Annotated in this window: 20 protein-coding genes; 6 read left to right on the forward strand and 14 right to left on the reverse strand. The window is 74.4% G+C overall.

Going from position 1 to position 19,912, the window contains the following annotated elements; all coding sequences use genetic code 11:
* Positions 1 to 132: 132 nt before the first annotated feature.
* The 5 genes from ACH4D3_RS23135 to infC all read right to left on the reverse strand — a co-directional run bounded on the left by ACH4D3_RS23135 (position 133) and on the right by infC (position 3,798).
* Complete coding sequence (locus tag ACH4D3_RS23135) at positions 133 to 1,272, reverse strand: ATP-binding protein (protein ID WP_398324868.1); 1,140 nt, start codon at positions 1,270 to 1,272, stop codon at positions 133 to 135.
* Between the two features lie 50 nt (positions 1,273 to 1,322).
* A complete protein-coding gene (locus ACH4D3_RS23140) occupies positions 1,323 to 2,171 on the reverse strand; it encodes a TrmH family RNA methyltransferase (protein ID WP_398324871.1) in 849 nt (282 codons plus the stop codon).
* Between the two features lie 183 nt (positions 2,172 to 2,354).
* Positions 2,355 to 2,738, reverse strand: a complete 384-nt coding sequence (gene rplT, locus ACH4D3_RS23145; RefSeq protein WP_003977226.1) for a 50S ribosomal protein L20 — start codon at positions 2,736 to 2,738, stop codon at positions 2,355 to 2,357.
* 97 nt (positions 2,739 to 2,835) lie between these two features.
* Positions 2,836 to 3,030, reverse strand: a complete 195-nt coding sequence (gene rpmI, locus ACH4D3_RS23150; protein ID WP_003977225.1) for a 50S ribosomal protein L35 — start codon at positions 3,028 to 3,030, stop codon at positions 2,836 to 2,838.
* A 114-nt stretch (positions 3,031 to 3,144) separates the two neighbouring features.
* On the reverse strand, positions 3,145 to 3,798 hold the full coding sequence (gene infC / locus ACH4D3_RS23155; protein WP_356866163.1) for a translation initiation factor IF-3: 654 nt from the start codon (positions 3,796 to 3,798) through the stop codon (positions 3,145 to 3,147).
* A 383-nt stretch (positions 3,799 to 4,181) separates the two neighbouring features.
* Here infC and ACH4D3_RS23160 point away from each other — a divergent pair, with 383 nt between their 5' ends.
* Positions 4,182 to 4,547, forward strand: coding sequence for a DUF1844 domain-containing protein (locus tag ACH4D3_RS23160; protein ID WP_003977223.1), 366 nt, complete (start codon positions 4,182 to 4,184; stop codon positions 4,545 to 4,547).
* Positions 4,548 to 4,568: 21 nt separating this feature from the next.
* On the opposite strand, the gene ACH4D3_RS23165 is transcribed toward ACH4D3_RS23160, so the two are convergent.
* A complete protein-coding gene (locus ACH4D3_RS23165) occupies positions 4,569 to 5,300 on the reverse strand; it encodes an SseB family protein (protein ID WP_398324875.1) in 732 nt (243 codons plus the stop codon).
* A 133-nt stretch (positions 5,301 to 5,433) separates the two neighbouring features.
* On the opposite strand from ACH4D3_RS23165, the gene ACH4D3_RS23170 reads away from it, so the two are divergent.
* A complete protein-coding gene (locus ACH4D3_RS23170) occupies positions 5,434 to 6,159 on the forward strand; it encodes a serine hydrolase (protein ID WP_398325322.1) in 726 nt (241 codons plus the stop codon).
* 16 nt (positions 6,160 to 6,175) lie between these two features.
* Here ACH4D3_RS23170 and mycP read toward each other — a convergent pair whose 3' ends face one another.
* Both mycP and ACH4D3_RS23180 read right to left on the reverse strand, forming a co-directional pair.
* Entirely contained in the window at positions 6,176 to 7,357 is a 1,182-nt protein-coding gene (mycP, locus tag ACH4D3_RS23175; protein ID WP_398324877.1) for a type VII secretion-associated serine protease mycosin, read from the reverse strand.
* A complete protein-coding gene (locus ACH4D3_RS23180; RefSeq protein WP_398324880.1) occupies positions 7,354 to 8,745 on the reverse strand; it encodes a hypothetical protein in 1,392 nt (463 codons plus the stop codon). Before ACH4D3_RS23180 ends, mycP begins: the two co-directional genes overlap by 4 nt.
* Before the next feature lie 581 nt (positions 8,746 to 9,326).
* On the opposite strand from ACH4D3_RS23180, the gene ACH4D3_RS23185 reads away from it, so the two are divergent.
* Positions 9,327 to 10,535 (forward strand): amino acid deaminase/aldolase, encoded by a 1,209-nt coding sequence (locus tag ACH4D3_RS23185; protein ID WP_398324882.1) that lies wholly within the window; start codon positions 9,327 to 9,329, stop codon positions 10,533 to 10,535.
* Positions 10,536 to 10,577: 42 nt separating this feature from the next.
* On the opposite strand, the gene ACH4D3_RS23190 is transcribed toward ACH4D3_RS23185, so the two are convergent.
* Genes ACH4D3_RS23190 through glnA4 form a run of 4 tightly spaced genes read right to left on the reverse strand, consistent with a single transcriptional unit; the run spans position 10,578 to position 15,156 of the window.
* Positions 10,578 to 11,549 carry a DUF2510 domain-containing protein gene (locus ACH4D3_RS23190; RefSeq protein ID WP_398325325.1) on the reverse strand — a complete coding sequence of 324 codons (972 nt, stop codon included), beginning with the start codon at positions 11,547 to 11,549 and terminating at the stop codon, positions 10,578 to 10,580.
* Positions 11,550 to 11,586: 37 nt separating this feature from the next.
* On the reverse strand, positions 11,587 to 12,369 hold the full coding sequence (locus ACH4D3_RS23195) for a 3-oxoacyl-ACP reductase (RefSeq protein WP_398324885.1): 783 nt from the start codon (positions 12,367 to 12,369) through the stop codon (positions 11,587 to 11,589).
* Entirely contained in the window at positions 12,366 to 13,790 is a 1,425-nt protein-coding gene (locus tag ACH4D3_RS23200) for an aldehyde dehydrogenase family protein (RefSeq protein WP_398324887.1), read from the reverse strand. The genes ACH4D3_RS23195 and ACH4D3_RS23200 overlap by 4 nt, the downstream gene beginning before the upstream one ends.
* Before the next feature lie 7 nt (positions 13,791 to 13,797).
* A complete protein-coding gene (gene glnA4 / locus ACH4D3_RS23205) occupies positions 13,798 to 15,156 on the reverse strand; it encodes a gamma-glutamylethanolamide synthetase GlnA4 (RefSeq protein ID WP_398324890.1) in 1,359 nt (452 codons plus the stop codon).
* A gap of 74 nt (positions 15,157 to 15,230) precedes the next feature.
* On the opposite strand from glnA4, the gene ACH4D3_RS23210 reads away from it, so the two are divergent.
* Together ACH4D3_RS23210 and ACH4D3_RS23215 are read left to right on the forward strand one after the other, a co-directional pair.
* The gene (locus ACH4D3_RS23210; RefSeq protein ID WP_398324893.1) at positions 15,231 to 15,974 is read left to right on the forward strand and encodes a FadR/GntR family transcriptional regulator; all 744 of its coding nucleotides are present in this window, start codon (positions 15,231 to 15,233) and stop codon (positions 15,972 to 15,974) included.
* A gap of 75 nt (positions 15,975 to 16,049) precedes the next feature.
* Positions 16,050 to 16,778 carry a gamma-glutamyl-gamma-aminobutyrate hydrolase family protein gene (locus tag ACH4D3_RS23215; protein ID WP_398324895.1) on the forward strand — a complete coding sequence of 243 codons (729 nt, stop codon included), beginning with the start codon at positions 16,050 to 16,052 and terminating at the stop codon, positions 16,776 to 16,778.
* 215 nt (positions 16,779 to 16,993) lie between these two features.
* Here ACH4D3_RS23215 and ACH4D3_RS23220 read toward each other — a convergent pair whose 3' ends face one another.
* Positions 16,994 to 17,890, reverse strand: coding sequence for a LysR family transcriptional regulator (locus tag ACH4D3_RS23220; protein WP_398325328.1), 897 nt, complete (start codon positions 17,888 to 17,890; stop codon positions 16,994 to 16,996).
* 178 nt (positions 17,891 to 18,068) lie between these two features.
* On the opposite strand from ACH4D3_RS23220, the gene ACH4D3_RS23225 reads away from it, so the two are divergent.
* Positions 18,069 to 19,250, forward strand: coding sequence for a TDT family transporter (locus ACH4D3_RS23225; RefSeq protein ID WP_398324898.1), 1,182 nt, complete (start codon positions 18,069 to 18,071; stop codon positions 19,248 to 19,250).
* On the opposite strand, the gene ACH4D3_RS23230 is transcribed toward ACH4D3_RS23225, so the two are convergent.
* Complete coding sequence (locus ACH4D3_RS23230) at positions 19,177 to 19,896, reverse strand: helical backbone metal receptor (RefSeq protein ID WP_398324901.1); 720 nt, start codon at positions 19,894 to 19,896, stop codon at positions 19,177 to 19,179. The genes ACH4D3_RS23225 and ACH4D3_RS23230 overlap by 74 nt on opposite strands.
* Between the last annotated feature and the right edge of the window lie 16 nt (positions 19,897 to 19,912).

Below are 19,912 nucleotides of genomic sequence, written 5' to 3' on the forward strand. Positions count from 1 at the left end.
CCAGACGCGGCGGAGACGCTTCGTCGACGCTTCGTCTGCGGATCTGGACGCAAAGGTGCCAAAGACCGAGTCTAACGGGGCTGTGGAACGCTGGATTACGCCCGTGGGGTCGTCGGCCGTCTCAGCTGATGCTCAGGTGAGGTACGCCGGTGCCGCCACGGGCAACGTAAATCGGAACTCTGCGCCGCCGCCGGGGGCGCGGCCGACGGTGATGGTGCCGCCGTGGGCCTCGACGATGCCCTTGACGATGTACAGCCCGAGGCCGGTGCCACCGCGCTTGCTGCCCCGCCAGAAGCGGGTGAAGACGCGGTTCATGGACTCCTCCGGGATGCCGGCCCCCTCGTCGCTCACCGTGACCGACGTGCCGGTGTCCTCACCCTCGCGGGGGGACGCCGTGGGCGTGACGTCAATGGTGACGGTTCCCTCGCCGTGCCGCACGGCATTTTCCAGCAGGTTGCTCAGCACCTGGTCGACCTTGTCGGGGTCGGCCCACAGGTCGGGCAGCGGCTGGGCGAGGCGGAGCAGGAACCGGTCGGCCTCCTGTCCGGCGGCGACGTACGCCTGGATGTGCCGGCCGACGGCGGCGCCGATGTCGACGGGCTGGCGGCGCACCTCCAGGCGGCCGGAGTCGATCCGGGAGATGTCGAGCAGCTCGGCGATGAGCCGGGTGACGCGGTCGGCGTCGGCGTCGACGGTCTCCAGCATCAGCCGCTTCTGGTCGTCGGTGAACCTCTCCCACTTGGCCAGCAGGGTGGCCGTGAAGCCCTTGACGGAGGTGAGCGGGGAGCGCAGCTCGTGGGCGACGGTGGCGATCAGCTCGGCGTGGCTGCGCTCGGTGCGGCGGCGGGCCTCGGTGTCGCGCAGGGTGACGACGACGCGGTGGACGGGGCCGAGGCGTTCGGCGCGGACGTAGCGGGCGGTGACCAGGACCTCCCGGCCGCCGGGGAGCAGCAGGTTGCGCTCGGGCTGCCGGACCCGGATGGCGAGGCCGCCGTAGGGGTCGGTGAGCTGCCACCAGCGGCGGCCCTCCAGGTCCTCCAGCGGCAGGGCGCTCTCCAGGGGCCGGCCGAGAGCTTCGGCGGCGGGGGTGGCGGTGATGCGGGCGGCGGCCGCGTTGAAGCAGACCACCCGGCCGTGCTCGTCGGCGACGACGAGGCCGTCGGGCAGCTGGTCCGGGTCGATGCCGAGGTCGGCGGGATCGCCGGGCGGGCGGGGCGCGGGCGGGCGCGGCACCTGGCGTGCTCCCGGTGCGCTGCTCGTGCCGACGCTCATCCCCGTACCCCACCTCTCAACCGCGCAGGGGCCTTGAGCTGGTCACCCTACTAGCTCTCGGTGACGGAGCGGCACCCTCCGGCGGCGCGCTGTGCACGCGCCGACGCGTAGAGACATACGGCGGCGGCGGTCGCGAGGTTCAGACTCTCCGCCTTCCCGTGGATCGGGACGCGCAGGACGGCGTCGGCGAGGGCGCGGGTCTCCTCCGGGAGCCCCCAGGCCTCGTTGCCGAACACCCAGGCGGTGGGCCCGCCCATGGTGCCGGCGTCCAGCTCGGTGTCGAGGTCGTCCTCGCCCGCACCGTCGGCGGCCAGCACCCGTACCCCCGCCTCCCGCAGCCCCGCGACGGCCCGCTCGACGGGGACGCCGACGGCGACCGGCAGGTGGAACAGGGAGCCGACGGAGGCGCGTACGGCCTTGGGGTTGTACAGGTCGACGGAGGCGTCGGTGAGCACGACCGCCTCGGCCCCGGCGGCGTCGGCACAGCGCAGCACGGTGCCCGCGTTGCCGGGGTCCCGGACGTGCGCGAGGACGGCGACCAGCTTGGGCCGGGCGGCGAGGATCTCCTCGAAGGGCGTGTCCAGGAACCGGCAGACCCCGACCAGACCCTGCGGGGTGACGGTGGTGGAGATGTCCTCGATCACCGAGTCGGCGGCCAGGTGCACCCGGGCGCCCACCTCACGCGCGGCCCCGACGATGTCGGCGTACCGCTCGGCGGCGTCGACGGTGGCGAACAGCTCCACCAGCGTCTCCCCGTACCCCGCGGCCTCCCGCACGGCCTGCGGCCCCTCGGCCAGAAACAGCCGCTCCTTCCCCCGAAAGTTCCGCTTCCCAAGCCGCCGAGCGGCAGCGACACGGGGGGACCGGGGGGAGATCAGCTCGGGGCTGACAGGACGCACTCTTGCTCACCTTCACATCTGAATCGTCGTGGACTGCGACGCGCCCCAAAGGGGCGCGGGGAACTGCGCGACCAGCCACAACGCACCCGCGGCAGACAACGAACCGAACACAACGGCAACCGAAGGGACCCGCAGGCTCCAAGCCTGCGGGTCCCTTCAACTACGGCTCAAGCCAGCGCAGCGTCACGCCGCCTTCGGCGCGTTCACATCGCTCGGCAGCGCCTTCTGCGCGACCTCGACGAGCGCGGCGAACGCGTTCGGGTCGTTGACGGCCAGCTCGGCGAGGATCTTGCGGTCGACCTCGACGTTGGCGGCCTTCAGGCCCTGGATGAAGCGGTTGTACGTGATGCCGTTGGCGCGGGCAGCGGCGTTGATGCGCTGGATCCACAGCTGGCGGAAGTCACCCTTGCGCTTCTTGCGGTCGTTGTAGTTGTAGACCAGCGAGTGGGTGACCTGCTCCTTGGCCTTGCGGTACAGGCGCGAACGCTGACCGCGGTAGCCGGAGGCCTGCTCGAGGATCGCCCGGCGCTTCTTGTGGGCGTTGACTGCCCGCTTGACGCGTGCCACTTGTTAACTCCTTGTAGCGGGGCCGCGGTGGTCCTCACGCGGCCCGGTATCGAATGGGTCCCGGTCCTGCCGTACGGCGCTCAGTGGCGCCCGTACGTCACTTGCCGAGAAGCTTCTTGATCTTCGCGGCGTCGCCCGGGGCCATCTCGGCGTTGCCGGTGAGGCGACGCGTCACGCGGGACGACTTGTGCTCGAGCAGGTGGCGCTTGCCGGCGCGCTCACGGAGCACCTTGCCGGAGCCGGTGATCTTGAAGCGCTTGCTGGCACCGCTGTGCGACTTGTTCTTCGGCATAGCGCCGTTCTCTCCTCGTCGGTGGCGCTCCGGTGCCCGGTCGTGAAACCGGGCACGGTTGGAGCGTCGCTCTTGTATCGGGTATGTGTCCTGGGGACTGGCGGTCCCCCGGGGTCACGCTTCGGCAGGTGCCTCGGCCGGGGCCTCGGCTTCCGCGTCGTCGGCCTCCGCGGCGTTCTGCGACTTGCCGGGGTTCGCCTTCGCGTCCGCCTTGCGCGCTTCCTGCGCCTGGCGGGCCTCGGCCATCGCCTCGGTCTTCTTCTTGTGCGGACCGAGAACCATGATCATGTTCCGGCCGTCCTGCTTCGGGTTCGACTCCACGAAGCCGAGGTCCTGGACGTCCTCCGCGAGACGCTGCAGCAGTCGGTAGCCGAGCTCCGGCCGGGACTGCTCGCGACCACGGAACATGATCGTGATCTTGACCTTGTCGCCCTGCTTGAGGAACCGGACGACGTGACCCTTCTTGGTGTCATAGTCGTGCGGGTCGATCTTCGGCCGGAGCTTCATCTCCTTGATGACCGTGTGCGCCTGGTTCTTGCGCGCCTCACGGGCCTTCATGGCCGACTCGTACTTGAACTTCCCGTAGTCCATGAGCTTGCACACGGGCGGACGGGCGTTCGCCGCGACCTCGACGAGGTCGAGGTCGTACTCCTGCGCAAGCTCCAGGGCCTTGGCAAGCGGGACAATCCCGACCTGCTCGCCGCTGGGACCGACAAGTCGCACCTCGGGAACGCGAATCCGGTCGTTGATGCGGGGCTCGGCGCTGATGGATCCTCCTCGGTAGCACCACGCGACGGTCTGGCGGACAGCCGCGTAACGTCTGTGTTCGATAGACCTAACCGCGCCGGCACACAAAAAATGCCCCGGACGATCACAGGCGGGGCTCCTCGAACTGCTACCGGAGCACCGCCGCGATGACCGCGGGGCGCGACTTCGGGCTGGTCACCGCCGTGGGACGGGACCGCCTGACCGGTGACCCGCCGTCCGGAGGACGGCCAGGTGGGAGTTCGAAGCCTCCACTTGTGGGCCGGATCCGCTGCCGTGGGCGTGCGTGTCCGACCGGTCGTTACACAAGGTTAGCAGCTCGGCGGGGGAAGGGCTAACCGAGTCCGAGTGGGGCCCGCTCCCCCGCTGCGCCTATCGTGTGCGGCATGAGTGAGACCCCTCCCGAATCCTCGGCGAACCCCGACTTCGACGCCATGACCCGCGACATCGCCGAGGTCCCCGCGGTCGAGGTGATCGTGACGGTCGCCGTCAACCTGATGAGCGCGGCCGCCGTGAAGCTGGGCCTGACCGAGGAGGGCGACGCGCACAAGGACCTGGACGAGGCGCGCAAGCTGGTGCACGCGCTGGCCGGTCTGCTCGACGCGACCGCGACCGAGATCAGCTCGTTCCACGCGGCGCCGCTGCGCGACGGTCTGAAGTCGCTCCAGCTCGCCTTCCGCGAGGCCTCGCTCGTCCCGGACGAGCCGGGGCAGGGTCCGGGCGAGAAGTACACGGGCGCGGTCTACGGCTGACCGCCGCCCGGCGACCGGGAGCTACCTCCGCACGTACAAGGGCTCGCCCGGGGGCGTCGCCCCGGCCGGCAGCAGTGCCAGGTCGAGGCCGCGCACCAGGCGGGCCCTCAGCGTGTCGTCGGCGGCCAGCCGCTCGGCGACGGCGCGCGCGGCCTTCGCCGCGTCGGCGGCCGGGTCCAGGACCAGCGCGAGCGTGCCGTCGGCGCGTCCCGGCCCGAGGTGGGCGCGGAGCACCGCGGGCTCGTCGGCCAGGGCGGCGCGCACGGCCCCGGCCACGGCCGGATCCGCGAGCGGGTCGGTCGTCGTACGCCCCTCGGCCAGTGCCAGCAGCACCGCTCCGGTCAGCTCGAACGGCACCGGGCCCGCCAGGTCCAGTACGACGGTGTCCGCCTTCTCGTGCGCGGCGGCCTGCAACGCCTGGTGCACCGGTACGGCGACGGGACGGGCCGCGGGGTCCCAGCGGGCGAGCGACGCGGTCGAGGTGAAGGCGGGGAGCGCGGTGCGGTCGCCCGCCTTCAGGGTCGGTACGGCCATGTCGCTGGTCTTCTCGCGGCGCAGCCCGTTCTCGTCCTCTTCCACCTCGCCGAGTACGGCGACGACGGGTACGAGCAGCCGGGCGCCCTTGAGCGCCTCCAGGACCGGGCCGACGGCGGCGCGGTCCTCGGCCCAGGCGGCGAGCGCGGCGCTCAGCCGGGGGTCGGCGGTGCCGTCGTCGTCGGAGAAGGCGGAGTCGGGGATGTTCTTGTTCGCCACGGTCCCCGACCCTATCGGGGCGGGCGGCACCGTATCGTCGTCGGCCTCGGCACCCTCGGGCGGGGAGGCGGCGGTGGAGACGGTCGAGCCGGTCGGACCGGTGGTGGACGGCGACGCGCGGCTGGCCGCGGCCATGGCGTCGGTGCCGGTGCCGGACGGCGCCGAGGTGTCGGTGGCGGTGCTCGACCCGGACTCGGGCGCGGGCGCCGCGTACGGCACGGGCGCCTTCGACACGGCGAGCATCGTCAAGGTCGACATCCTGGCGGCGCTGCTGCTGCGGGCGCAGGACGCGGGACGTTCGCTCACCGCGGCGGAGAGGACGTACACCGCCGCGATGATCGAGTACAGCGACAACGACTCGGCGTCGGCACTGTGGCGGGCGATCGGGACGGCCGACGGGCTCGACGCGGCGAACGAGCGCTTCGGGCTGACGGGCACGCGGGGCGGCGACGGTCCGCTGTGGGGTCTGACGCAGACCACCGCCGCCGACCAGGTCGCGCTGCTGCGGCAGGTGTTCGTGGCGGACGGTTCGGCGCTGAGCGAGGCTTCACGGGCGTATGTGCGCGGGCTGATGGAGCGGATCGCGGACGGTCAGCGGTGGGGTGTGTCGGCGGCGGCCGACGCGGGCGAGGCATCCGGTGGGACGGCCGGTTCGGCTTGGGCGCTGAAGAACGGCTGGCTGCGGCGCAGCACCACCGGGCTGTGGGTCGTCAACAGCATCGGGCGGGTGGCGACCGGCGGCCACGGCTGCCTGGTGGCGGTGGTGTCGCGGGGCAGCGGTACGCGGGCGGAGGGGATCTCGCTGACCGAGGCGGCGGCGCGGGCGGCGGTGTCCGTGGTCCGGGACGACCCGTCCTAGGGAGCTCTCCGGGCGGTCAGAAGTCGTCGGGGCGTTCGCGGCGGCCCCGCCACAGGACCACGGCCGCGACCACCAGGACGCCGCCCGCCCCGCCGGCCAGCGGGGCGGCCCAGGCCGAGGTGTCGTCGTCGGAGGCGGCGGCGTCCGGTCCGGTGCCGAAGTACTCGTCCCCGTACGCCGCCGCCCTCAGCCCTTCCGGCTTCAGTCGTCCGGCCGCCTCGATGGCGGCGGCCGGGTCGACGAAGCCGAAGCCCCGGGAGTCGTCGCGGCCCTCGGCCGGGGCGTTGCGGGCGGTGTCCTCCAGGACGGACTTGACCTGGGCCGGGGTGAGGTCCGGGTGGGCCGCCTTCACCAGGGCGGCGGCCCCGGAGACGAAGGCGGAGGCGGCACTGGTGCCCCAGCCCTCGTAGTAGCGGTGGTCGGGGTCGGCGATGATCACGTCGACGCCGGGGGCGCTGACCGTGGCGTACCAGCGGCGGGTGGAGAAGGAGGCGCGGGTGCCGTAGCGGTCGACGGCGGTCGCGGCGATCACGCCGGGGTAGGCGGCCGGGTAGGAGATGTGGTCGCCCTTCTCGCCGCCGTTGCCGGCCGAGGCGACGACGATCACGCCCTTCTTCAGGGCGTACTGGATGGCCTCGTCCTCCGCCGGTTCGGGGTGGGCGGAGGCGGAGTCGTCGCCGAGGGAGAGGTTGATGATGTCGGCGCCGTGGTCGGCGGCCCAGCGGATGCCCTCGGCCAGCGCGTTGCCGCGGGTCTTGCGGGCCTTGGCGCGGGAGGGGTCGCCGTCCTCCAGGATCACGCGGAGCGGGAGGATCCTGGCCTCCGGGGCGATGCCCATGACGCCGTCGGTGTTGCCGGGGCCGTGTCCGTGACCGGCGATGATCCCGGCCATGGCGGTGCCGTGCCGGGCCCAGGAGCGGTCGCCCTCGCTCGCGCCGAAGCCGACCAGGTCCTTGCCGGTGAGGACGTTGCCGGCCAGGTCGGGGTGGTCGGCCTCGACGCCGGTGTCCAGGACGGCGACGGTGACGCCCGCGCCCTTGGTGGTGCGCCACGCCTGCTGGGTGTGCATGGCGTCCAGGGCCCACTGCTGGGCGCGGATGCCGTCGGCGTGCGCGGCGGGCGCCGGGGCGAGGACGAGGGCGGCGGCGAGGAAGAGGCTCAGGGCGCCGGTCCTGCGGCGGATGTCCGCGGGGGTCACGACGGGTGCTCCGTGGGCGCGCCGACGTGTCCGCGCAGGGCGCGTTCGACGCGGTCGGCGAGGCCCTGCGCCTCGTGGCCGAGACCGGCCTGGGCGGGCGCCGACGTGGCACCGGACTCGATGGCCTCCTCGGCGGGTTCGGGTTCGTCGACGGTGCGGCCGTCGGCCCAGCCGGACACCGCGTAGACGACGACGGGGGCGTCGGTGAGGACGGAGACGGTCCACGATCCCCGCTGGGGTGCGCCGAAGCCCTCGGCGACGGTGTCCTTCGCCGCGTACGGCAGGGGCATGAGGTCGTCCCGGCGGCCCAGGCCCTCCTTCTTGAACCGGCTCGCCAGCGAGGTCATGGCGGCGGCGTCGGCCTTGGTGAAGAGCAGGCCGACGGTGGTGACGTAGCTCTGGGTGGCGTCGGTGTAGGTGGCGCGCAGCAGGCGCGAGCAGCCGACCGGGTCGAGCACCTTGGCGAGGAGCCGGTCGAAGGCGCCCGCGCAGTCGCCGTCCGGGGCGACCGCGACCCGCGTCCAGGTGCGGTCGGCTCCGCCGGGTCCCGCGCCCTTGCCCTGGACGGTGGGCGGGAACAGCTGGTCGACGGGCACGCTGTGCCACAGGTCCCCGGCCTCGGTGAACGCACTGCGCGCGCCGTCGTCCCCGGAGCCCCCGGCGAGCCAGCTCCCGGTGACGGCTCCGGTGAGGAGCCCCACGCCGAGCACGAGACACACGGCGGCGGCGACGACCTGGGGCCGCGGGCGCCCGCCGAGCGGCCGCGGCCGGGCCAGTCCGTCGTACCCCTCGGGCTCCGCGAACGAGACCCGGGGCCGCGCCTCGTTCGGGGTGCTCCAGGAGAAGGCGGGGTCGGGGGTGCGGGGGGCGGCTGGGCCGGAGGGCGGGACGGCTGCCCGGGGCGTGGGAACGTCCGTTCCGGCCGCCGTCTGCGCGTCCGCCTTCTCCGCTTCGGGCGCCGCCGGGATCGGGCGCAGGCGTGCGGTCGTCTCCGTGGGGGTCTGTGCGGGAGCGCCGGGACGGCGGGACGGCGCCTGCGCCGCGCCGCCGCCGCGCGGGACGTCCCTGCCGACGGTCGGGGCGGCGTCGGGGAAGCGGGCGGAGGCGCTGGGGGGCGGGGCGGAGGCGTCGGCGTCGGCGGCGTCGGCTGCAGCGGGTCGGGAGCCGTCGCCGAGCCGGAAGCGCGGGTAGCGGGTCCGGGCACCGGGACCCGCGGCGCCCCCGTCCCGGCCGTCGTCGCCGTTCGGGGCGGTGGACGTGCCCCCACGGCCGTCACGGCCCGCCGTGGGCGCGGGTGCGCCGGCCCCACCGGGGCGCTCCCCCGCCGGGGCCTGCGCCGGGCGGGGAGGAACACCGGGACGGGGCGGGGTCCCCGGGTGCGGCGGCACGGACGAACGCGGGACCGCCGCCCGAAAAGAGACATCCCGGCCCGGCCCGGCCTCCGGGCGCGGCACAGCCTCGGCGCCGGCCGGCGTCCGCGGACCGGCAGCGGCATCCGGCCGGGGCGTCTCGTCCGGGCCCGACGTGGGTGCGGAAGGCGGTCCGGGGTCCGTGCGCGGCGGCGCCTCGGGACGGGGCGGGGTCTCGGGGTGGTGGGGCGGGGTCTCCGGGCGGGGTGGCGTTTCGGGGTGCGGGGGGAGGGAGGCGCGGCGCGCTTCCGTGCTCATGCACCCCCCGTTTCCTCGGGCCCGGCCCGTTTCTCCGACACGGGCCGGAGACGGTGGTCCTGCCCGTCCTCTCCTGCCCGGCCCGGCGCGGAACCGATCCGTCCCGGGCACGCATACCCGCTCGGGAGGACCGCCATCCCGGCGCGGGCTGCCGGGGCCCTGCCGCCGGGGCAGGGTCCGCCCGTGCGTGCGCGTCACTCTACGGCGTGACCGCGCCCGACGGGGAACCAGTCCGCGCGCCCGTGGCATTGGCCCGGATCGTCCCCCTACCCTGCGGTAATCCTGTCTGGCAGGCTGCCGTCATGACCGCACGCGCCGCAGACCGGGCCCGTTACGACCGGGCCACCGCCCATCTGGACGCCCCCGTGGCGATCGTGGACCTGGAGGCCTTCGACGCCAACGCGGACGACCTGGTCCGCCGGGCCGGCGGGAAGCCGATCCGGGTCGCCAGCAAGTCCGTACGCTGTCGAGCGCTGCTGGAACGGGCGCTGGCCAGGGACGGTTTCGCGGGCGTCATGTCGTTCACGCTGGCCGAGTCCCTGTGGCTGGCGCGCTCCGGTTTCGAGGACGTGCTGCTCGCCTATCCGTCGGCGGACCGCGCCGGGTACGCCGAGCTGACGGCGGATCCCAAGCTCGCCTCCGTCGTGACCGTGATGGTCGACGACCCGGCCCAGCTGGACCTCGTCGACGCGGCGCGCGACGGCGACGGCGGCGGGGAAGTCGTGAGGGTCTGCCTGGAGTTGGACACTTCGCTGCGGTGGCTCGGGGGCCGGGTGCGGGTCGGTGCCCGGCGCTCGCCGCTGCACTCCCCCGCCCAGGTCGCCGACCTGGCCCGGGCGGTGACCCGCCGGCCGGGGTTCGAGGTGGTCGGCATCATGGCGTACGAGGGGCATGTCGCCGGGGTCGGGGACGCGGTGGCGGGGCATCCGTTCCGGTCGCGTGCCGTGCGGCTGATGCAGGCCGCCGCGCGCCGGGAGCTCGCCGAGCGGCGGGCGGCCGTGGTGCGGGCGGTCCGGGCCGTGGTGCCCGGCCTGGAGTTCGTCAACGGCGGCGGCACGGGCAGCGTGCAGCACACCGCCGCCGAGGACGCGGTCACGGAGATCGCGGCCGGTTCCGGGCTGTACGTACCGCGGTTGTTCGACAACTACACCTCGTTCAGCGGTCGTCCGGCGGCACTGTTCGCCCAGCCCGTCGTACGGCGGCCGGGGGTCGGGGTGGTGACCGTGCTCGGCGGCGGGTATCCGGCCTCCGGCGCGGCCGGCACCGACCGGCTGCCGGTGCCGTATCTGCCCGAGGGGCTGCGCTACGACCCCCAGGAGGGTCCCGGCGAGGTGCAGACGCCGCTGCTGGGCTCGCCCGCCGACGACCTGCTCATCGGCGACAAGGTGTGGTTCCGGCACGCCAAGGCCGGGGAGCTGTGCGAGCGGTTCGACGCGCTGCACCTGGTGGCCGGGGACGCGGTGACGGCGAGGGTGCCGACCTACCGGGGCGAGGGGCACACCTTCCTGTAGCGGGGAGCCCCCGTGGGGTCGGTGCCGGTGCCGGTGTCCGTGTCAGTCCGTCGGGCCGATGCCGCTGCCCACGCCGCCGCCGGTGTCCGCGTCGCCGATGGGCCGGATGCCCTTGGTGATGGTGTCCATGTCGGCCAGCGGCGGCCCGTCCGCACCCGCGTCGAAGACGTAGCGGACGAGGACCGGGGACTCGGTGCCGACGGTGGACGGGAACACCATCGACTGCACGTAGCCGCCGGGTCCCTTCGCCGTCGTCACCCGCCAGCGCACGTAGTACCCGGCGCGTCCGGCGACCGCGACGGGGCCGGACGCCACCTCCTCGTGGGACTCGATGCCGCCGAAGGGCTTGTTGCCGATCAGGTCGCGGTCGTAGGCGTCGTCGGCCGCGTCCTCGATGTCCTGCTGGGCGAGGATCTTCGGGGAGGACTCGGCGTTCGCCGTGACGGTGCGCGAGACGACGAGGCCGTGCCGGCACACGCTGCCGTCGGCGGGGCAGTCGTAGGTGCCGTCGGTGGTCATCATGACGTCGTCCTCGGCGACGTACTTGGGCCGGACCCAGCCGTCCGGCAGCGGCAGGGTGATGCCGTTGAGCTGGTCCTCGACCCGGGCCGGGTCGTCGGCGGGGGGTTCGGAGGCGGTGGGCGAGGGGGACGGCGGCTCGCTGACCGGTGCGGGGTCGGTGGCGGTCGCGGTGACCGGCGGGGTCTGCGTCCGCGGGCTGCCGTCGTCGTCCTCGCCCAGCACGAACACGCCGGTGACGATCGCCGCGACCAGCACGGCCGCGGCGGCGGTGACGGCGACGGCCTTCCCACGTCCGCCGGTGCCGGAGCCGGTGCCCGTCCCCGGTCCGGGCCCCTGCACCTGCACCTGTCCCTGCATGGGAGCCTGGCTCGGCGCCGGCCCGTACCCGACGGGCTCGGGAGCCCGGCGGTGCTCCGTCCAGGCCGTGCCGTCCCACCAGCGTTCCTGGTGCGGGGCCGACGGGTCGCGGTACCAGCCGGGCGGTGGCGTCATGCTCATCTGGGCACTGTAGGACGCCGTGCGCGGGGATCTACAGCGGTGTGACGTACGCCCCGGAGATCCCGCCGTCCACCAGGAAGTCGGTGGCGTTGACGAAGGAGGAGTCGTCGCTGGCCAGGAAGGCGACGGCGGCGGCGATCTCCTCGGCCTCGGCGAACCGCCCCACCGGGATGTGCACGAGGCGGCGCGCGGCCCGCTCCGGATCCTTGGCGAACAGCTCCTGGAGGAGCGGGGTGTTGACCGGTCCCGGGCACAGCGCGTTGACGCGGATGCCCTCCCGCGCGAACTGCACGCCCAGCTCCCGGGACATGGCGAGGACGCCGCCCTTGGACGCGGTGTACGAGATCTGCGAGGTGGCCGCGCCCATCCGGGCCACGAAGGACGCGGTGTTGATGACGGACCCCCGGCCCTGGCGCCGCATGTAGGGGATGGCGGCCTTGCAGCACAGGTAGACGGAGGTGAGGTTGACCTCCTGGACGCGCCGCCACGCCTCCAGGCCGGTCTCCAGGATGGAGTCGTCGTCGGGCGGCGAGATACCGGCGTTGTTGAACGCGACGTCGACGCTGCCGTAGGTGTCGTACGCCGCCGCGAACAGCGCCTCGACCTGCTCGGGGTCGGTGACGTCGGCCCTGACGAAGATGCCGCCGGTCTCCTCGGCCGCGGCCTTGCCCCGGGTCTCGTCCACGTCGCCGCAGACGACGTGGGCGCCCTCGGAGGCGAGCCTGCGGGTGGCGGCGAGTCCGATGCCGCTGCCCGCCCCGGTGACGACCGCGGTACGTCCGACGAGCCTGCGGCAGACGATGTCTTCGCTCACTGTGCGGGGCCCTCCGTGCTCGATGGGGTGCTGCTGATGAAGACGTTCTTGGTCTCGGTGAACGCGGTCAGCGCGTCCGGGCCCAGCTCCCGGCCCAGGCCGGACTGCTTGAAGCCGCCGAACGGGGTCCAGTAGCGGACACTGGCGTGCGAGTTGACGGACAGGTTCCCGGCGCGCACCGCGCCCGACACACGCAGGGCGCGGCCGACGTCCCGGGTCCACAGCGAGCCGGCCAGGCCGTACTCAGTGGCGTTGGCCAGGCGGACCGCGTCGGCCTCGTCCTCGAAGGGCAGGACGACGGCGACGGGCCCGAAGACCTCCTCGACGGCCACGCGCGCGTGCGCGTCGACGCCGGTGAGGACGGTCGGCGGGTACCAGAAGCCGGGGCCGCCCTCGGGCGCCTTGCCGCGGATTCCTGCGGCGTCGGCGGGGACGTGGGAGCGGACGCGCTCCAACTGGGCGCGGGAGATCAGCGGGCCCATCTCGGTGCTCTCGTCGGCCGGATCGCCGACCCGGACGGCCTCGATCGCCGGGGCCAGCAGGGCGAGAAAACGGTCGTACACGGACCGCTGGACGAGGATGCGGGTGCGGGCGCAGCAGTCCTGGCCGCTGTTGTCGAGGAAGGACATGGGCGTCGCGGCCGCGGCGGCCTCGATGTCCGCGTCGGCGAAGACGATGTTGGGGCTCTTGCCGCCGAGTTCGAGGGTGACGGGTTTGAGCAGCGCCGCGCCCTTGGCCGCCACCCGTCGGCCCACGGCCGTGGACCCGGTGAAGACGATCTTGGCGACGCCGGGGTGTGCGACGAGCGCGTCGCCCGCGACCGGCCCGTGCCCGGGCAGCACCTGGAACAGGCCCTCGGGAAGACCCGCGGACAGGGCCAGTTCGGCCAGCCGGAGCGCGGTGAGCGGGGTCGTCTCGGCGGGCTTGAGGAGGACCGCGTTGCCCGCCGCGAGCGCCGGCGCGGTGGCCCAGGCCGCGATCGGCATCGGGAAGTTCCAGGGGGCGATGACGCCCACGACGCCGAGTGGTTCGAGGAGCGTGACGTCGAGGCCGCCGGGTACCGGGATCTGGCGGCCGGTGAGCCGCTCCACTCCCCCGGCGGCGTAGTCGAGCAGGTCGCGGACGTTGCCGGCCTCCCAGCGGGCGTTGCCGAGCAGGTGTCCGGCCTGGCGGAGCTCCAGGCGGGCCAGCTCCTCCAGGTGCTCGTCGACGGTGACGGCGAAGCGGCGCAGCAGCCGGGCCCGGTCGCCGGGGGCGAGGGCGGCCCAGGCGGTCTGCGCCCGTGCGGCGCGGGCGACGGCGGCGTCCACGTCGGCCGCGGAGGCGGCGGGGACGGTGGCGAGGACCTCTTCGGTGGCGGGGTTCAGTACGACCAGGTCGGGCGGCTCGTGGGACTTGTGGGCATGGGACTCGTGCGACAAGTGGGCCTCACATGCGTTCGAAGGAGCGGCGCAGTTCCCAGTCGGTGACGGCGGCGTCGAAGGCGTCCAGTTCGACGCGCGCCATGTTGCGGTAGTGGGCGACGACCTCGTCCCCGAAGGCGGCCTTGGCGAGGGTGCTGTTCTCCCACAGCTCGGCGGCCTCGCGCAGGGTGGTGGGGACGTGCTCGAAGTCGGCGGCGTAGGCGTTGCCGGGGCAGGGTTCGGGCAGCTCCAGCCGCTGCTCGACGCCGTGCAGTCCGGCCGCGACCAGGCCGGCCACCGCGAGGTAGGGGTTGACGTCGCCGCCGGGGAGGCGGTTCTCGAAGCGGAGGGAGCGGCCGTGGCCGACGACGCGCAGCGCGCAGGTGCGGTTGTCGTGGCCCCAGGCGACGGCGGTCGGGGCGAAGGAGCCGGGCTGGAAACGCTTGTAGGAGTTGATGTGCGGGGCGTAGAGCAGGGAGAACTCGCGCAGCGCCACCAGCTGTCCGGCGAGGAAGTGCCGCATGACGTCGGACATGCCCGCCCCGTCGGCCATGGCGTTGCGGCCGTCGGCGTCGGCGAGCGAGAGGTGGATGTGGCAGGAGTTGCCCTCCCGCTCGTTGTACTTGGCCATGAAGGTGAGGGACATGCCCTCCTGCGCGGCGATCTCCTTGGCGCCGGTCTTGTAGACCGCGTGCTGGTCGCAGGTGACCAGGGCCTCGTCGTACCGGAAGGCGATCTCGTGCTGGCCGGGGTTGCACTCGCCCTTGGCGGACTCGACGGTGAGGCCGGCGCCGGCCATCTCGATGCGGATGCGGCGCAGCAGGGGTTCGACGCGGCCGGTGCCGAGGACGGAGTAGTCGACGTTGTACTGGTTGGCCGGGGTCAGGCCGCGGTAGCCCGCGTCCCAGGCGTGTTCGTAGGTGTCCCGGAAGACGATGAACTCCAGCTCGGTGCCGACCTGCGCGGTGTACCCGTGTCCGGCGAGCCGCTCCAGCTGGCGGCGCAGGATCTGGCGGGGCGCGGCGAGCACCGGAGAGCCGTCCTCCCAGGCGAGGTCGGCGACGACCATCGCGGTGCCCTCGTTCCAGGGGAGCCGGCGCAGGGTGGCGGGGTCGGCGCGCATGGCGAAGTCGCCGTAACCGCGGTCCCAGGAGGACATGGCGTAGCCGTCGACGGTGTTCATGTCGGCGTCGACGGCGAGGAGGTAGTTGCAGCCCTCGGTGCCGTGTTGCAGGACCTCGTCGAGGAAGAACCGCGCGGCGAACCGCTTGCCCTGGAGGCGGCCCTGCATGTCGGGGAAGGCGAGGACGACGGTGTCGATGTCACCGGCGGCGACGAGGGCGTGCAGTTCCTCGACCCCGAGCGGGGGTGTGCGGTCTGCCACGGGGAGAGCCTCCTTCTGGCCGGGAGCCATAAGGTATTGCGGGGAACCTTTGGTTGGGAAGGGGGCGCGGCCGCGTGCGGGAGGAATCCGGCGGGAGTGCCGGGAGCGTGACGGACCGGCTGGCGCCGGTGCTGCGACCGGTGCGCGCCGGGAACGGCTTCGAGGAGGCGTTGGAGCAGATCCTCCAGGTCGTCAGGCTGGGCCTGGTGGCGGCGGGCGAGCGGCTGCCGGCCGAGCGGGAGCTGGCGGAGCGGCTGGGGATCAGCCGGGTGACGCTGCGCGAGGTCCTGCGGGTGCTCCAGGACCAGGGGCTGGTGGAGGCGCGGCGCGGCCGCTACGGCGGAACGTTCGTGCTGCCCCGCGCGGACGCGGGCGGCGAGGACGAGCTGCGGCGCCGGGTGGCCGGGGTCGACATCGAGGACGTGCTGCGCTTCCGGGAGGTGCTGGAGGCGGGCGCGGCCGGGCTGTGCGCGGCGCACGGGCTGACCCGGGCGCGGGCGGCGCGGCTGCGCGAGGCGCTGGCCGGCACGCGGGACGCGCCGCTCGCGCAGTACCGGCGGCTGGACACGATGCTGCACCTCACCCTGGCGGAGCTGTGCGGCTCACCGGCGCTGGCGGCGCAGTACGCGGCCGTCCGCGCCACCCTGAACGACCTGCTGGACTGCATTCCGCTGCTGGTGCGCAACCTGGAGCACTCCCAGCGCCAGCACGCCGCGCTGGTCGAGGCGGTGCTCGACGGGGACGCGGACGGGGCGCGGGAGATCGCCCGGGAGCACTGCGCGGGCACGGCGGCGCTGCTGCGCGGGTTTCTGACGTGAGCGTATTGCCGTGACCACGCGCTCCGGCAAAGGTGTGGGAACGGTCCATTGCCCGATCCATCATCTGGAGGACGGATGGCCGACCGGCCGCTGATCGGTGTCAGCACGTATCTGGAGTCCGGGGCGCGCTGGGGCGTGTGGGAGCTGGAGGCGGCGCTGCTGCCCGCCGGGTACCCGCGGCTGGTGCGGCGGGCCGGCGGGCTGGCCGCGATGCTCCCGCCGGACGCGCCGGAGCACGCCGCCGCGACCGTCGCCCGCGTCGACGGGGTGGTGATCGCGGGCGGCCCGGACGTGGAGCCGGTGCGGTACGGCGCCGGGCCCGACCCGCGCACCGGCCCGCCGGCCCGGGCCCGGGACACCTGGGAGCTGGCGCTCATCGAGGCGGCCCTGGCCGCACGCGTCCCACTGCTGGGCATCTGCCGGGGCATGCAGCTGCTCAACGTCGCCCTGGGCGGCACCCTCGTCCAGCACATCGAGGGGCACGCCGAGGTGGTGGGCGTCTTCGGCGGCCACCCGGTCCGCCCGGTGCCGGGCACGCTGTACGCCGGTGCGGTGCCGGAGGAGACGTTCGTGCCGACGTACCACCACCAGGCGGTGGACCGGCTCGGCAGCGGCCTGATCGCCTCGGCCCACGCGGTGGACGGCACCGTGGAGGCTCTGGAGCTGCCCTCCGGCCCCGGCTGGGTCCTGGGCGTGCAGTGGCACCCGGAGATGGGCGAGGACGTACGGGTGATGCGGGCCCTGGTGAACGCGGCCCGCTCGGACCGACCGGTGCCCGAGGACCTGCCCGGCCCTGGCCGGTGACGACGTCCGACGGGCACCCCGGCGGACCGAACCGAGCACCCCGTACACCTCGCAGCCGGGGGCCACGAGCGACCCCCTGCGCCGGGCACGAGGACCGACAGACGGAGCCGACCGACAGCACCGCGACCGACGGACCGGACCGTCCGCCCCCAGCCCGCCGGACACGACGGTCCCCCGTGCACCCGGTGCGGGCCCGACCGGCCGGGGCGGGGCACCTACGCGCGGGTCAGGGACAGGAGTTGGCGGGCCGGGCCGGCGGGGCGGTGGCCGGTGGGCCAGACCGCTCGCAGGTCGCGGGTCAGTACGACGTCCGCCACGGGGACGCTCACCAGGCGCCGGGTGGTCAGTTCCTCGCCGACGGCGAGCTCGCTGAGGACGGACGGGCCGGCGCCGCCCACCGCGGCCGCCTTCACCGCCGTGGTCGAGGACAGCTCGATCAGGGGGCGGGCCAGGCCGCCCAGCGCCGCGTCCAGGACCTGCCGGGTGCCCGAGCCCTTCTCCCGCAGGATCAGCGGGGTGGCCGCCAGTTCCGCCGCCTCCAGCGGGCGTCTGCGGCGTGCCCAGGGATGACCCGGCGCGGTCACCACGATGAGCCGGTCGTGCCCGATGACCGCGGAGTCGAGGCCGGTGGGCACACTGACCCCCTCCACGAAGCCGAGGTCGGCCTCGTCGGCCAGCAGGCGCTCCGCGACGGCCGCCGAGTTGCCCGCGAGCAGCGACACCGCGGTGTCCGGCAACTGGGCGCGCAGCGCGACCAGCCAGCCCGGCAGCAGGTACTCGGCGATCGTCATGCTCGCCGCGACCCGCAGCCGCGAGTCCCGCCGGTCGCGCAGCGCCTGCGCGCCCGCGTCGAACGCCTCGGCGGCCTCCACGATCCGCCGCGCCCAGTCCGTGACCAGCGCCCCCGCGTCGGTGAGCCGGGAGCCGCGCGGTGAGCGGTCCACCAGGGCGACGCCGAGTTGCCGTTCCATCGAGCGGATGCGGCTGCTGGCGGCCGGCTGGGTGATGCCCAGCTCGCGGGCCGCCCCGCCGAGACTGCCCAGCCGGGCCACCGCCAGCAACAGCTCCATCGCCCCGAGGTCCGGTACCCGGTGTGCCAGCGAGCCCGCCATATGCCGTGCCCGTGTGTCGTGCCCGCCGCCCTCGGTGCCAACGCTCCGGCCACCGCCCGTGCCACCGCTCGCACCGCTGCCCGTACTGCCGCCCGTACCGCTGCCCATAACTCCAGCTTATGCCCTCATAGAGACAGGGTCCCTGGTCAGGGATTACGCCCGCCGCGACCGTGGAGCCATGGTCACCGCAGCCCAGCCCCGCTCCCCCTCCCCCTCCCCTTCCTCCGCCGTCGCCGACCGGGCCGTCCGGCGGGTCCCGGCCGTCCGGCATCTCGGGCCCAACTGGTACGCGTGCGTCATGGGCACCGCCATCGTCGGCACGGCCGGAGCCGCGCTCCCGGGGCACGTGGTCGGCCTGCGCGCCGCCTGCACCGCGGTGTGGGCCCTGTCCCTCGTCCTGCTGGCGGTCCTGCTGACCGCCAGGTCCCTGCACTGGCTCCACCACCGCGACCAGGCCCGCGCCCACCTCCTCGACCCGTCGGCGGCCCCGTTCTACGGCTGCCTGTCGATGGCCCTGCTGGCGGTCGGCGGCGGCGCCCTGGCCCTCGGCCGGGACTGGATCGGCACTCCGGCCGCGGTCGCCCTGGACACGGTGCTGTTCACCGCCGGTACGGTGATCGGACTCGCGGCGGCGGTCGCCGTGCCGTACCTGATGGCCGTACACCACCGCATCGAGCCGGGGCAGGCCAGCCCGGTCTGGCTGCTGCCGCTCGTCGCGCCGATGGTGTCCGCGGCCGCCGGACCGCTGCTGGTGCCGCACCTCCCGGCGGGGCAGCCCCGCGAGACGCTGCTGCTCGCCTGCGTGGCCATGTTCGGCGTGAGTCTGTTCGCGACGCTGGTGACGCTGCCGGTGGTCTTCGGCAGGCTGCTCACCGGCGGGCCGCTGCCGCTCGCGCTCACCCCGTCGCTGTTCCTGGTCCTCGGCCCGCTCGGGCAGTCGACGACCGCCGTGGGGAAGTTCGCGGACGTGGCGCCGGGGGTCGTGCCGGGGCCGTACGCCGAGGGCTTCGCGGTCTTCGCCGTGCTGTACGGGGTGCCGGTGATGGGCTTCGCCCTGATGTGGCTGGCCCTCGCCGCCGCGCACGTCGTCCGGGCCCGCCGGGCGGGCATGCGCTTCTCGATGACCTGGTGGTCCTTCACCTTCCCGGTGGGCACCTGCGTCACCGGCGCCGAGGCACTGGCCCGCGAGACGGGCCTGCTCGTCTACGACGGGCTCACCGTCGCCCTGTACGTCCTCCTCGTCGCGGCCTGGGCCGTCGCCGCCGTGCACACCGCGCGGGGCCTGCTCAGCGGCGCGCTGCTCGCAGGGCCGCGGCCAGCACCCGGGGCGCCGCGGCCAGTGACGGCCCGTACCACGTGAGGTGCCGCCCGTCGACGAGGGCACAGGGCAGGCCGGGGAAGGCCTCCGGGCCGTCGTCGGCGGTGAAGCGGTACGGCTCGTCCGGCAGGACCACGACGTCCGGGCGGGCCGCCCGCAGTTCGTCCACCGGGACCTTCGGGTAGCGCTCGGCGTGCGCGGCGTACAGGTGGTCGACACCGAGGCGGGCCAGGACGTCGCCCGCGAAGGTGTCGCGGCCCAGCACCATCCAGGGCCTGCGCCAGATCGGTACGACGGCCGTGCTGCGCCGCTCCGGCACGGGCGGGTCGGCCCAGGCGGCCTGCGCCTCGTCAAGCCAGCGGGGCCGGGTGGGCGCGCCGCAGGCGGTCAGTACCCGGTCCAGCTCGGTGACGGCCTGCGGAACGGTACGCACCTCGGTCACCAGCACCTCGACGCCCGCCGCACGCAGCGCGTCCAGGTCGGGGGCGCGGTTCTCCTCCTCGTTGGCGACGACCAGGTCCGGGGCGAGGGAGAGGACGCGGTCGGTCCTCGGGTTCTTGGTGCCGCCGACGCGGACGACGTCGAGACCGGCCGGGTGGGTGCACCAGTCCGTGGCGCCGACCAGGGCGCCCGGCACCGTACGGGCCACCGCCTCGGTCAGCGACGGGACCAGGGAGACGACCCTCACGGGGACCCCCTCACCC

The organism is Streptomyces sp. NPDC018026 (genome assembly GCF_044327745.1).
In the GTDB taxonomy this organism is placed as follows: Bacteria; Actinomycetota; Actinomycetes; order Streptomycetales; family Streptomycetaceae; genus Streptomyces; species Streptomyces rubrogriseus.